Annotated in this window: 12 protein-coding genes; 9 read left to right on the forward strand and 3 right to left on the reverse strand. The window is 68.9% G+C overall.

The genetic code is table 11. The annotated features are described in order from the left end of the window. The first annotated feature begins 10 nt into the window (after positions 1-10). Positions 11-1,021, forward strand: coding sequence for a Bug family tripartite tricarboxylate transporter substrate binding protein (locus ACZ50Q_RS08255; protein ID WP_092582713.1), 1,011 nt, complete (start codon positions 11-13; stop codon positions 1,019-1,021). A 39-nt stretch (positions 1,022-1,060) separates the two neighbouring features. Here the strand turns inward: ACZ50Q_RS08255 and ACZ50Q_RS08260 are convergent, their stop codons facing one another. Genes ACZ50Q_RS08260 through ACZ50Q_RS08270 form a run of 3 tightly spaced genes read right to left on the reverse strand, consistent with a single transcriptional unit; the run spans position 1,061 to position 4,716 of the window. Further along, positions 1,061-2,779 (reverse strand): ABC transporter ATP-binding protein, encoded by a 1,719-nt coding sequence (locus ACZ50Q_RS08260; protein WP_464081143.1) that lies wholly within the window; start codon positions 2,777-2,779, stop codon positions 1,061-1,063. Between the two features lie 26 nt (positions 2,780-2,805). Continuing rightward, complete coding sequence (locus tag ACZ50Q_RS08265) at positions 2,806-3,672, reverse strand: ABC transporter permease (protein ID WP_464081144.1); 867 nt, start codon at positions 3,670-3,672, stop codon at positions 2,806-2,808. Positions 3,673-3,702: 30 nt separating this feature from the next. Then, positions 3,703-4,716, reverse strand: a complete 1,014-nt coding sequence (locus ACZ50Q_RS08270) for an ABC transporter permease (protein WP_464081145.1) — start codon at positions 4,714-4,716, stop codon at positions 3,703-3,705. Positions 4,717-5,020: 304 nt separating this feature from the next. Between ACZ50Q_RS08270 and ACZ50Q_RS08275 the strand changes: the two genes are divergently transcribed. From ACZ50Q_RS08275 to ACZ50Q_RS08310, 8 genes are all read left to right on the forward strand, one after another. After that, positions 5,021-5,800, forward strand: a complete 780-nt coding sequence (locus tag ACZ50Q_RS08275; protein WP_464081965.1) for a transporter substrate-binding domain-containing protein — start codon at positions 5,021-5,023, stop codon at positions 5,798-5,800. Continuing rightward, positions 5,797-6,675 (forward strand): transporter substrate-binding domain-containing protein, encoded by an 879-nt coding sequence (locus ACZ50Q_RS08280; RefSeq protein ID WP_092582708.1) that lies wholly within the window; start codon positions 5,797-5,799, stop codon positions 6,673-6,675. Before ACZ50Q_RS08275 ends, ACZ50Q_RS08280 begins: the two co-directional genes overlap by 4 nt. A 36-nt stretch (positions 6,676-6,711) precedes the next feature. After that, complete coding sequence (locus ACZ50Q_RS08285) at positions 6,712-7,971, forward strand: aminotransferase class I/II-fold pyridoxal phosphate-dependent enzyme (RefSeq protein WP_464081146.1); 1,260 nt, start codon at positions 6,712-6,714, stop codon at positions 7,969-7,971. Continuing rightward, positions 7,968-8,705: an amino acid ABC transporter permease gene (locus tag ACZ50Q_RS08290; protein ID WP_464081147.1), complete on the forward strand. Its 738-nt coding sequence runs from the start codon at positions 7,968-7,970 to the stop codon at positions 8,703-8,705. The genes ACZ50Q_RS08285 and ACZ50Q_RS08290 overlap by 4 nt, the downstream gene beginning before the upstream one ends. Next, positions 8,695-9,534 (forward strand): amino acid ABC transporter permease, encoded by an 840-nt coding sequence (locus ACZ50Q_RS08295; protein WP_464081148.1) that lies wholly within the window; start codon positions 8,695-8,697, stop codon positions 9,532-9,534. Before ACZ50Q_RS08290 ends, ACZ50Q_RS08295 begins: the two co-directional genes overlap by 11 nt. Further along, positions 9,521-10,342: an amino acid ABC transporter ATP-binding protein gene (locus tag ACZ50Q_RS08300; protein WP_092582704.1), complete on the forward strand. Its 822-nt coding sequence runs from the start codon at positions 9,521-9,523 to the stop codon at positions 10,340-10,342. The genes ACZ50Q_RS08295 and ACZ50Q_RS08300 overlap by 14 nt, the downstream gene beginning before the upstream one ends. Before the next feature lie 45 nt (positions 10,343-10,387). After that, positions 10,388-11,659: a cystathionine beta-lyase gene (gene metC, locus ACZ50Q_RS08305; protein ID WP_464081149.1), complete on the forward strand. Its 1,272-nt coding sequence runs from the start codon at positions 10,388-10,390 to the stop codon at positions 11,657-11,659. A gap of 147 nt (positions 11,660-11,806) precedes the next feature. After that, positions 11,807-12,157 (forward strand): VOC family protein, encoded by a 351-nt coding sequence (locus ACZ50Q_RS08310; RefSeq protein ID WP_092582702.1) that lies wholly within the window; start codon positions 11,807-11,809, stop codon positions 12,155-12,157. Positions 12,158-12,179: the final 22 nt, after the last annotated feature.

Here is a 12,179-nt window from a genome sequence, read left to right on the forward strand (position 1 = left end):
GAGTGTCCGCATGAACCGCAAGACCCTACTCAAAAGCGGCCTGGGCGCCGTGTTCGCCCTTGCCGCCGGACTCGCGCTCTGGTCGGGGTCCGGCGCCGCGCCGGTGGCCGTTGAAGACGCGTCGCGTTACCCCAATCGTCCGGTGAAAATCATCGTTCCCGTCGCGGCCGGCGGCAGCGCCGACAAACTGGCGCGCACGGTGGCCCAGCGCCTGGGTGAAAAATGGCAGCAAAGCGTGGTCGTCGAAAACCAGCCAGGCGCGAGCAGCGCCATCGGCAATGCCGCGGTGGCGCATGCCAAGCCGGATGGCTACACCTTGCTGTTGAGCGGCGACGCCTTGTCGCTCAATGCCCTGCAGAGTACGCGGGCCTATGATCCCGAGCGCGACCTCGTGGGCGTGACCAAGGCGGTGACGAACCCGCAACTGCTGGTCGTGCGTCCGGGCCTGGGCGTAAAGACGTTTCAGGAGTTCGCCGAGCTCGTGCGGCGCCGGCCCGGCGAGATCACGCTGGCGCTGCCGGGGGGAACAGGCAGCCTGCAGCATCTCGCGGTGGAACTGCTGAACGAGCGCATCGGCGCCAAGACCAACCAGATCCCGTATCCGGGCGGCGGGCCGGCCTCGCTCGACGTGCTGGGCGGGCATGTCGACGCGATGCTGATCACGCTGGCCGCCGCGACCGAGAACGTGCGCAGCGGCAAGCTCGTGGCGCTGGCGGTAACGACGAGCTATCGCTCCAAGGCCTTGCCGGATGTGCCGACCCTGCAAGAGGCGGGGTTGAAGGACTACGAGGTCGAAAGCTGGCAGGGGCTATCCGCACCCGCGGGCACGCCCAAGGCCGTGATCGACCGCATCAATCGCGACGTGGTGGCGGTGTTGCGCGAGCCTGCCACCGCCAGCCTGCTGGAGAACCTGGGTTTCACGCTCGCCGCCACGCCGCCGCAGGACGTGGACCGCACCGTGTCCGAGGATATCGTCACGTATCGCCGGGTGCTGGCGGGCACCGGCGTCGCACTGAAATAAGACGGGTCAGCCGCCAGGGCGCCGAGTCGGCCCTGGCGGTCAAGCTGGCATGGCGGCCAGCAATTGGCGCGTATACGGATGCCCCGGCGCGTGCCACAGCGCGCGGGGCGTGCCCTGGTCCACGATGCGTCCGGCCTGCATGACCAGCACCCGGTCGCAGAAGTAGCGGACCACGGCCAGATCGTGCGAGATGAAGAGGTAGCTCAGGCCCAGCTCGGCCTTGAGATCCGACAGCAGATTGAGGATCTGCGCCTGCACCGACACGTCGAGCGCGGAAACCGGCTCATCGAGCACCAGCAGGCGAGGCCGGGCGATCAGGGCGCGGGCGATGCCGATGCGCTGGCGCTGCCCGCCCGAGAACTGATTGGGGTAGCGGCGCGCCGCGTCCGCCGGCAATCCTACCTGCCGCAGTATCTGTTCGGTCCGGACCGCGCGCTCGTGGCGGTCTCGCACCCCATGCGATTGCTGTACGGCGCCCAGGATGGCGCCCACGGTGTGACGCGGATTGAGCGAGGCGTACGGATCCTGGAACACCATCTGCACCTGGCGGCGCCAGGGCTTGAGCGCCCGTTCTGACAGGCGCAGGAGATCGGTGCCGTCGAATACGGCAGAACCGGCATGCGCCGGCGTGAGCCGCAAGAGCGTGCGCGAGAGCGTGGACTTGCCGCAGCCGGATTCGCCCACCAGGCCCAGCGTTTCGCCAGGCCAGATGTCCAGCGCCACGCCGTCGACCGCGGTCACGGGGCCGCCGCGGCCGGCGTAGCGCGTCTCCAGATCGCGGACACTGAGCAGGGGCGCGGCGCCCGCCGGCGTCGCCCGCGCGGCGAGCGCGGGCTCGGGACGCACCACCTCGAAGCGGCTTGCGACCCCGTTGGCGTCGCGCTGCACGCGAATCTCGGGCAGGCGCGCGTGCGCGTGGGCGGCGGACTCGCGCGCCGGCGCGTCCGCATGCAAGGACGCGGCGAGGAGCCCGCGCGTATAGGCGTGCGCCGGGGCGGCGTACAGGCGCTCGACCGGGGCGCGCTCCACAGCGATGCCGTCATGCATCACGATGACCTCGTTGGCGCGCTCGCGCACCACGCCAAGATCGTGCGTGATCAGCAACAGCCCCATGCCCAGCTCTTCGCGCAGGGTGTCCAGGAGCGAGAGGATCTGCGCCTGCACGGTGACGTCCAGCGCGGTCGTCGGCTCGTCGGCCACCAGCAGGCGCGGCCGGCATGCGATTGCCATGGCGATCATCACCCGCTGCCGCTGCCCGCCAGACAACTGGTGGGGGTAGTCGTGCAGCCGCTGCGAGGCGCGCGGAATGCGCACCCGTTCCAGCAGTTCCAGCACCCGTGCGTCCAGCGTGGCGCGCGGCAGGTCTTCGTGACAGCGGATGGTCTCGGCGACCTGCCGACCGATGGTGTGCACCGGATTCAGCGAGGTCATGGGCTCCTGGAAGATCATCGCGATATCGCGCCCGCGCAGCTGTCGGAACGCCGTCTCGGGCAGGGTGGTGAGCTCCGCGCCGTCCAGGCGCACCGAGCCCGTCACCGAGGCGCCGGGCGCCAGCAAGCGCATGAGCGCGAGCGCGGTCGTGGACTTGCCGCATCCGGACTCGCCGACGATCGCCAGCGTGCGGCCCGCGGCCAGGTCCAGATCCAGGCCGCGCACGGCGTGATGCACGCCGCCCGGCACGGCAAAACGGACCTGCAGATCGCGCACGGCAAGCAGGGGCGGGCCGGAAGCGGCATGGGAAGAAGACTGCGTCGGCATGGGATTGTCACTCCTGGCGCGCGGCATCAGCGGGCCAGACGGGGGTTGAAGGCATCGTTCGCGGCATCGCCCAGCAGATTGAGCGCGAGCACGGTGGCGACGATGGACAGGCCGGGCAGCGCGGCCAGATACCAGGCGGTGCGCAACATGTCTCGCGCGTCGCCGATCATGCTGCCCCACGACACGACGTTGGGATCGCCCAGGCTCATGAAAGACAGCGCCGATTCCATCAGGATGGCGTTGGCGACCAGCACGGAGGTGGTCACGATGATGGGCGGCAGGGCATTGGGCAGGATCTCCGCCAGCACGATGCGCGCGTGTCCATAGCCTTGCGCGCGCGCCGCCTGCACGAATTCGGCATGGACCAGCGACCGGAACTCCGCGCGCACGAGCCGGGCCACCACGGGCCAGGACGATACGCCGATCGCCAGCGCGATCACGGGCACCGAGGGTTGGGCGATCGCCACGAGCACGATCACCAGCAAGAAGGAGGGAATGGTCTGGAAAAGCTCCGTGAGCCGCACCAGCAGGCGGTCCGCCCAGCCGCCGTAGTAGCCAGCCGCGGCGCCGACGATCACCCCGATACCCAACGACAGCGCCGCGGCGGCAAGGCCCACCAGCAATGACACGCGCGCCCCGTGCGCCAGGCCGGCGGCGACATCGCGCCCCATGGTGTCCGTGCCCAACGGAAAGGCCGGGTCCTGACCGGGCCAGGCCAGCGGGGCACCGACCATGTCGAGCGGATCATCCGGAAACAGCCAGGGCGCGCTCAACGCCGCGCAGGTGACGATCGCGAGCAGTGCGAGTCCGGCCAGGGCCGCAGGATTCGTGAAGAAGCGGCCGAGCGCGGTAGCGCGCGGGGATGGGGCGTGGGAAAACGTGGTGGTCGTCATGCGAATCGGGAAGTCAGGAGATGCGGCGCGTCAGCGGGTGCGCACGCGGGGATCGAGCGCGGCCTGGGCCAGGTCGACCACGATGTTCGCGATGATCACGAGCAGCGAAGAAAGAATGAGGATGCCCATCAGGACCACGTAGTCGCGCGCCATCACCGACTCGTATGCAAGCCGTCCCAGCCCGGGCCAGCTGAAGACCGTCTCGACCACGACCGCGCCGCCGAGCAGCGTGCCGAAGTTCAGGCCGGCGACGGTGAGCACGGGCATCAGCGCATTACGCAGCACATGGCGCAACGTGACCTGCAACGGCGCCACACCCTTGGCGCGGGCGGTGCGCACGAAATCCTGGCGGCTTACCTCCAGCATGGCCGCGCGCGTCAGGCGCGCGAAGATCGCGACGTAGAAGCCGGCGAGCGCCAGCGTCGGCAGCACCAGATGGCGCGCGACGTCCAGCAGGCGGTCGAGCCCGTGCGTGTCGGCGCCCAACGTGCCGACGCCGCCCGGGGGCAGCCAGCCCAGCTGCACCGAAAGCAGGATGATCGCCATGAGGCCTAGCCAGAAGCCGGGCGTCGAATACAGCAGCAACGCCGCGAGCGACAGCAGCCGGTCGGGCCAGCGGCCGACGAACGAGGCCATCACGGCGCCGAGCGCGATGCCCGCCAGCAGGGCTGTCCCAAGCGCGGCGCTCATGAGCAGGGCAGTGTTGCCGAGCCGGCTGGCGATCAGGTCCACGACCGGCGTGTTGTAGCGCGGAGAAAGTCCCAGATCGAGGCGGGCCAGATGGTGCAGATAGTTGCCCAGTTGCTGCAGCACCGGCAGGTCGAGCCCGAAATGCTTGCGGGTGGCGGCCATGCTGTCGGCGGTGGCCGAGCCGGATTCCGCGGCGATCACGTCGGCCGCATCGCCGGGCACCGCCTGCATCAGGAAAAAGCTCAAGAGGATCACGCCCGCCACCGTGGGCAGTGCGTGCAGGATGGTGCGGGCGGTGGTGCGCGCGAGGGCGGGCAGGCGGGAGATGAGTGCGGGGGCGCGAAGGAAGGGCATGGCGGTCTGCGACGTGGGATGGCCGATCGTAGGGGAGGGCAAGGCGCGCCGGCTACGAAGCAAAGCGCATATGCAAAGTCGAAATCCTTGGGCGGCCCGGCCTCATATCCATAGTTGAAAGCCTTCTTTGCCGGCGCGCGCCGCGGCCCGCACCATGAGCGCACTTTCCGGCTGGCGACACGCCGCCTTTCTTTCTGATGAAGGTGAAGTCCACATGGCTCGACACAACTTCCAACACCGCTTCCAGCGAAAGGCCCGCCGTCATGCGCTGCGCGCCGGCGCCGCCCTTGGCCTGCTGGTGAGCATGGGCCTCGCTCACGCCGACGCCACGCAAGACAAGATCCGCGAGCGCGGCAAGGTGACCATCGGGGTGCTCGCCAACGGCGGCGTGTTCGGTTCGCTCGATCCGGCCACGCAGCAGTTGGTGGGCTGGAATCCCGAACTGGCGCGCAAGCTGGGCGAAGGCCTGGGCGTGCCCGTGGAGCTTGTGCAGGTGCAGACGCCGACCCGCGTGCAGTTCCTGATCTCCGGCAAGGTGGACCTGCTGATCGCCTCGATGGAACTCAACCCGGAGCGGGCAGAGATCCTGGGCTACGCACCCACGCCGTTCTACCGGGTGGGCGGCGCGGCAGCCACACGCAAGAACAGCGGCGTGACCCGCTGGGAAGACCTGCGCGGCAAGCCGGTGTGCGTGTCGCAGGGCTCCAGCTACGCCAAGCCGCTCGCTGCCGACTACGGCGCGGACGTGAAGGGCTACAAAACCTCGTCGGATTCGCTGCTCGCGCTCAAGGGCGGCCTGTGCGTGGCCGCGGTTCACGATTCCACGCTGATTCATCCGCTCTTGAAGAACAACGCCGAATGGGCCGACTTCCATGCGCCCATCGCGACGGATGTGCTGCCGGCGAACTCGGTGGTATGGACGCGCAAGGGCGAGGCCGAGACCATCGCCGCGGTCGACAAGGTCATCCAGGACTGGCATCGCACCGGTTGGCTGATCCAGACGGAGAAGCGCCTGGGCATCACGCCGCCGCAGCCGCTGTTGCAGGAGCTGCACGACAAGGCCGGGAAGGGGGGCGGAGCATGACGCAGCGTGCGACTCGTCGTTCTGGCTGGGCCATCGCATTGGCCGCCGCCGTCGCGCTGCTCGGCCTGGCCACGCAGGCCCGCGCCGATGCCACCCTCGACAAGGTGCGACAGCGCGGCAAGCTGGTCGTGGGCGTGGATGGCGCGAGCCCGCCGTTTGGCGTGCTGGACCCCGCCACGGGCAAGATCGGCGGATTTCAGGCAGAACTTGGCGCCGATATCGCTCGCCGCCTGGGCGTGGCACTGGAGACCGTCCCGGTCACGGCGTCCACGCGGGTGCAGTTTCTGCAGGCCGGCAAGGTCGATCTGCTGATCGCCAACATCCAGTGGACCCAGGAGCGCAGCGAGATCCTGAGCTACGCGTCCACGCCTTACAACCTGGTGGGCGGGGCGGCCATGGTGTCCAGAAAGAGCGGGATCAAGCGCTGGGAAGATCTGCGCGGCAAAGTGGCCTGCGTGTCGCAAGGCAGCAACTTCGCCAAGCCCCTGCAGGAAACCTACGGCGCGGTGGTCAAGGGGTTGCGCAACATTCCGGAATCGTTGCTCGCGCTCAAGGGGGGAACCTGCGATGCGTCCGTGCATATCCAGCCCGCGCTCTACGAGACCCTGCATGGCAAGAGCGCGTCGGAGTGGACGGCATTCGAGCTTGCCACGTCGGTCCCGCTGATTCCGTCTCCCACGGTGATCTGGACGCGCCGCGGCGAGGCCGACACGCGCGCCTTCGTCGATGGCGTGATCCGCGACTGGCATCAGACCGGCCGTCTGGTCGCCGAGGCCGAGAAGTGGAACGTACCTGCCGATTACCTGCGGCAGTCGCAGCAACGGGCGCAACGCGGCGAGTTCGACGCCGCGCCGCCGGAGCCGGCGACGCCCTGAATCTCCGCTTTCCGCACGCCATCTCCAGGAGTCCTCATGACCGCCAGCCTGTTTCCCGCCTTGCTCTCGCAACGCGCCCGCGCCGCGGAAGTCTCGCCCATCGCCGCCGCCAGCGCCCAGGCCGCGCGCCTGCGCGCCGAAGGCCGATCCATCGTCACGCTCACCGCCGGCGAACCCGATTTCGACACGCCGGCCGCGATCAAGCAGGCTGCCGTGGCCGCGTTGCACGACGGCCAGACCAAGTACACCCCCACCGCGGGCACCTGGGCGCTGCGCGAGGCGATCGCGCGGGGCTACGAGGCGCGCCACGATCTGCGTGTCGACGCGCGCGATGTGTTGGTCTCGAATGGCGGCAAGCAGGTGATCTACCTGGCCTTCAATGCCACGCTGGATGCCGGCGACGAGGTGATCGTGCCCGCGCCGTACTGGCCGACGTTCCCCGACAGCGTGCGCGTCAACGGCGGTACGCCCGTCATCGTGCCCACGCGGGCGGAGGACGGGTTCAAGATCACGCCTTCCGCGTTGCGCCAAGCGCTCACGCCCCGGACCCGCTGGCTGGTGTTGAACTCGCCCGCGAATCCCACCGGCGCGGTCTACCGCGCGGCCGAGCTCGCCGCGCTGGCCGCGGTCCTGCGCCAGCATCCCGACGTGCTGGTGCTGTGGGACGAGCTTTACGAAGAAGTATGGATCGGCGAGCCGCCCGCGCACTGGCTGGCCGTCGCGTCCGATTTCCAGGCGCGTACCTTGCTGGTGAACGGCGTTTCGAAGGCCTATGCGATGACGGGATGGCGCATCGGCTGGGGCACGGGGCCCGCGGGCCTGATCGCCGCGCTCGAGGCCGTGCAGTCGCAAGTGTCGTCGGGCCCCAGCGCGATCGGGCAGGCCGCGGCGCTCGCGGCGCTCGAGGGCGCCGCGGACGGCTTTGTGGAAGAGGCGCGCGCCGCGTACGCGCGGCGGGCCCGCCTGATCGGCCAAGGTCTGTCCGCCGTGCCCGGGCTGCAGGTGCATGCCCCGGCAGGATCATTTTTTGCCTGGATCGGCGTCCAGGGCCTGATCGGCGCCATTCGTCCCGATGGCCGCGCCATCGACGACGACGGCGGCTTCGTGGATTGGCTGCTCGACGCCGAGGGCGTGGCGGTGGTGCGCGGCGCCCCCTACGGCCTGTCGCCCTACTTCCGCCTGTCGTTCGCCACCTCGGATGCCCAGCTTGAACTGGCCGTCGAGCGGATCGCGCGCGCCGTGAAGGCCTTGCGGGCTGCGCCTGCGGTGCCGCGGACGGCGAAGGAGACGGCATGACGCACAGCCTGCTTGAAGGCTGGGTGGCGTTCGCCCGGCCGCTCGGCCTGAATTACGCCTTCGTCCTGGATGCCGGCGAACGCGCGGCGTTCGTGCACGGGTTGTGGGTCACGCTGCAACTGTGCGCGGCATCGATCCCGGTGAGCCTGCTGTTCGGCGTGCTCATCGCGGCCGGGCTGACCAGTGGACGCGCCTGGCTCACGCGACCGCTCGCGGCCTTCGTGGAACTCACGCGGAATACGCCCACGCTGGTCCAGCTTTACTGTGCGTTCCTCGTCCTCAATATGCTGATCTCGCAAAAGCTGGAGGGTGGAAACCCCATTACGCCCTTCATGTGGGTCGTTCTGGTGGTGTCGTTGCACAAGGCCGTGTTCCATGCCGAAGCGCTGCGCGCGGGCATCGAGGCGGTGCCGGGTGTCACGCTTGAAGCGGCCCGCTCGCTGGCGTTCTCGCGCGTCGAGATCCTGTGGCGCGTGCAATTGCCCCTGGCGCTGCGCTTTGCCTTGCCCGCCCTCGTGAACAATCTGGTGGATCTGGTCAAGATGACGGCCATCGCATCGGCGATCGCCGTGGGCGACGTGACCTATGAGTCGATCATGATCTGGTCGCAGCGCGACAACGTGCTCGAGCTCTTGTTGTTGATCCTGCTGTACTTCGGCCTGCTGACCTGGCTCGTGAGCGTGGCCGGCCGCTGGCTCGAAAGCCGTCTGAGGATGCCCGGCTATGGCCAATGACACGACCCTCAAGCTGGGCCGCGCGGGGCAGGCACCGGGCGCGCGGACGCGGGTGCGCGGCGTATTGCGCGGCGTATGGCGCGATCCTTGGTTCATCGTGCTGCTGTTGCTGGCCGTGCCGGCGTTGTACTTGCGGGTGTCCGGCACCACGCCGGTCGCCGTCGAAAGGCTCTGGTACTGGTGGCCGGCGTTGATGCGCGGGTTGGGCATGAATGTGCAGATCAGCCTGCTCGCCATGGCCATGGGCACCCTGCTCGGGCTGGTGGTGGGCGCGATCTCGCTCTCGCCGCTCGCGCCGCTGCGCGCGTCGACGCGCGCCTATGTGCTCGTGTTCCGCAATGCGCCGATCCTGGTGCTGGTGTACTTCACCACCTACGTGTTCCCGTTCGAGGTTCCGGTGGCGCATTGGGTGCTGCCGTTTCCGGACTGGATCAAGGTGGTGATCGGGCTGGCGCTGCCGGCCTCGGCGAACGTGGCGGAAATCTTTCGCGGCGCGGTGCAGTCCATTCCGGCCGCGCAGTGGGAGGCGGCCCATTCGCTGGGCTTCGCCCGCACGCAGATCTTTCGCACGGTGATCCTGCCGCAATGCCTGCGCCGGATGCTGCCGCCCTGGATGAATCTCTACGCCAGCATCACGATGAGCACCGCGCTCGCTTCGCTGGTGGGCGTGCATGACCTGGTCGACACCGCCACGGTGGCAAGCAATACCGTGGCCCGGACCGACTTCACCATCCTTATCTATTTCACGCTGTTGGCGCTCTTTTTCGCCTACTGCTATCCCATTTCGCGCCTGACGCGCTACCTGGAGCGGCGCCATGCCCGACACTGATTCTCTGGTCCGCCTGTCCGACGTGCACCTGTCGTTCGGCGACACACCGGTCTTGAAAGGCATCGACATCAACGTGCGGCAGGGCGAGGCGGTGTCCATCATCGGCCCCTCGGGTTCCGGCAAGTCGACGATCCTGCGCTGCATCACGGGTTTGTTGCGCCCGCAACAGGGCGGGATTCATGTCGGCGACGTCGATGTGCAGGCGCTGCGCCGTGAGCGTGACCTGATCGCGCTGCGCAAGCGGGTCGGCTTTGTTTTCCAGCAGTACAACCTGTTTCCGCACATGAGCGTGCTGGAGAACCTCGTCGCCGCGCCCATCAAGGTGGGCGGCGTGCCGCGCGGCGTGGCGCGGGACCGGGCACGGGCACTCCTGGCGCGTGTGCACATGGAACACAAGACCGATGCCTACCCCGGCGAACTGTCCGGCGGGCAGCAGCAGCGCGTGGCCATCGCCCGCGCGCTGGCGCTAGAGCCCGAACTCATCCTGTTCGACGAAGTGACGTCGGCGCTGGATCCCGAGATGGTGGGCGAGGTGCTCACCGTGATCCGCGATCTCGTCGACGATGGCATGACTTGCGTACTTGTCACGCACGAGATGCGATTCGCCGAAGAGGTGAGCGACACCGTGTACTTCACCGAAGCCGGCCGCATCGTGGAGTCCGGCCGGCCGGACCAGCTCTTTGGCGCGCCGCGCAGCGAGCGCACGCGTGCCTTCCTGCAGCGCGCCGCCGGCGGGGCCCCGGCGCGGCGTCGCGCCGATCCGTTCGACGCATTGCTTTCCTTCGATCCCCTGCGGCTGGCGGTCTGACGGCCCGGTGCCGGCGCCCGCCATACGTTTCCACCAGGACCTCACATGACAGAGAACTTTCCCCGTTCCGCGGCGCCCACGCACAGCGATGCGCGCTTGAGCCACGATCCCGCTTCCCATGGCGACGCCGATCTGCGCACGCGGTTGATCCATGCCGGTTCGCCGGCGCTGCGCGACGGCTCGGGCCCGGTCAACGTACCGGTCGTACGCACCAGCACGGTTCGTTTCGCGGACAGCGCCGCCCAGCATCGGCTGCAAGCGCAGCGCGGCGCCGGCGACCGGGTGGCGACTTACGGCCGCCATGGCATGGATACCCATGCGGCGCTTGAATCCGCCATCACGACGCTCGAGGGCGGCTACCGCACGCTGCTGGCGCCGTCCGGGCTCTCGGCCATCACGCTCGTGTTCCTCGCCCTGCTCAAGCCCGGCGATCATGCGCTGGTGAGCGACAGCGTGTACGCGCCGGTGCGCAAGGTGGACCAGGTGCTGCTTGCGCGGCAGGGCATCACGGTGGAGTACTTCACGCCCGGCCGCGATGCGCTTGCCGGTGCGCTGCGGCCCCAGACGCGGCTGGTGTACCTGGAGTCGCCGGGCTCCTTGCTCTACGAGGTGCTGGACCTGCCGACGCTGGCGGCCCAGGCCCGCGAACGCGACGTGGTCGTGGCGGTCGACAATACCTGGGGCGCGGGCCTGTATCACCAGCCGCTCGCCCTGGGCGCGAACCTCTCGATCCAGGCGGCGACCAAGTACCTCGCCGGCCACTCCGATGTCATGATGGGCTCGGTCACGGCCGACAGCGCCGGCCTGTTCGGCCGCATCGCGGCCACGCATGATGCGCTGGGACTGTCCGTGGGCGCGGACGACGCGTATCTCACCTTGCGCGGCATCCGCACGCTGGACGTGCGGCTCTCGCGGCATCAGGTCAATGCCACCGACGTGGCCCATTACCTGGCGCAGCATCCGGACGTCGCGCAGGTGTTCTATCCGCCGCTGCCTCAGGATCCGGGGCATGCGCTCTGGCGGCGCGATTTCAGCGGCGCCAATGGCCTGCTGACGTTTTCGTTCGCGCAGCCCGATCCGCGTGCGGCGAGCGTGTTCGTGGATGCGCTGCGCTACTTTGCAATCGGCGCGTCGTGGGGCGGATACGAGAGCCTGGCGCTCGAGGCCGCGCCGCAGCGCCTGGCCGAGCACACGGGCTGGGCGGGCGGGCGCAGCGCGGTACGCCTGCACGTGGGCCTGGAGCACCCGGCCGACCTGATCGCCGACCTCGAGCAGGCGTTCGCGGCGGTGCGCGAGCGTCTGCGCCTGAGCGCCTGAACGCACGGGCCGACCCCGGCCCGGCGCTATATGCAAAGACGGCCCCGTCCTTAAGCCTCGCGCTCATGTAGACACGATTACTTCCTCTTTGTTTTTCATGGGCGTGCGTGCCTATCATGTGCCTGGTTCAGCAGCAGGAATCCAGGCATGTCTTCCATTTTGTCCATCGAGTCCGTCCAGCTCTCGTTTCTCGCCCGGCAGGCCGGCGCGATACGCGAGTTCTATCGCCACATCCTCGGGCTGAACGAGGTAAGCAGCGCGGGAGGCGCCCGCCTCGCCTTCGCGCTGGGCAATGCCACGCTTTCGTTGTCGCCGGTGTCCACCCTGACGCCGGGCGTGAAGGCGGACTACCTGGCCTTGCGCACCGACGCCTTCGACGCCGTGCGCGACCGCCTGCACGCGGCCGGCCATCATCCCGTCTGTTCGGCGGCGGACGCGCCGCAGCGCGTGATGTACGTGAAAGACCCCAGCGGCAACCAGCTTGCCTTGCTGGGTTGACGCCGCCATCCCCGGATGACCT

The sequence above is a fragment of the Achromobacter sp. T5-5 genome (assembly GCF_055397965.1).

Excerpts from the sequence above, each read along its gene's own strand:
- ACZ50Q_RS08260 (WP_464081143.1), bottom strand. The coding sequence starts at position 2,779 with ATGCCGACGCAGTCTTCTTCCCATGCCGCTTCCGGCCCGCCCCTGCTT.
- ACZ50Q_RS08270 (WP_464081145.1), bottom strand. The coding sequence starts at position 4,716 with ATGCCCTTCCTTCGCGCCCCCGCACTCATCTCCCGCCTGCCCGCCCTC.
- metC (WP_464081149.1), top strand. The coding sequence starts at position 10,388 with ATGACAGAGAACTTTCCCCGTTCCGCGGCGCCCACGCACAGCGATGCG.
- ACZ50Q_RS08285 (WP_464081146.1), top strand. The coding sequence starts at position 6,712 with ATGACCGCCAGCCTGTTTCCCGCCTTGCTCTCGCAACGCGCCCGCGCC.
- ACZ50Q_RS08255 (WP_092582713.1), top strand. The coding sequence starts at position 11 with ATGAACCGCAAGACCCTACTCAAAAGCGGCCTGGGCGCCGTGTTCGCC.
- ACZ50Q_RS08265 (WP_464081144.1), bottom strand. The coding sequence starts at position 3,672 with ATGACGACCACCACGTTTTCCCACGCCCCATCCCCGCGCGCTACCGCG.
- ACZ50Q_RS08275 (WP_464081965.1), top strand. The coding sequence starts at position 5,021 with ATGGGCCTCGCTCACGCCGACGCCACGCAAGACAAGATCCGCGAGCGC.
- ACZ50Q_RS08280 (WP_092582708.1), top strand. The coding sequence starts at position 5,797 with ATGACGCAGCGTGCGACTCGTCGTTCTGGCTGGGCCATCGCATTGGCC.
- ACZ50Q_RS08290 (WP_464081147.1), top strand. The coding sequence starts at position 7,968 with ATGACGCACAGCCTGCTTGAAGGCTGGGTGGCGTTCGCCCGGCCGCTC.
- ACZ50Q_RS08300 (WP_092582704.1), top strand. The coding sequence starts at position 9,521 with ATGCCCGACACTGATTCTCTGGTCCGCCTGTCCGACGTGCACCTGTCG.
- ACZ50Q_RS08295 (WP_464081148.1), top strand. The coding sequence starts at position 8,695 with ATGGCCAATGACACGACCCTCAAGCTGGGCCGCGCGGGGCAGGCACCG.
- ACZ50Q_RS08310 (WP_092582702.1), top strand. The coding sequence starts at position 11,807 with ATGTCTTCCATTTTGTCCATCGAGTCCGTCCAGCTCTCGTTTCTCGCC.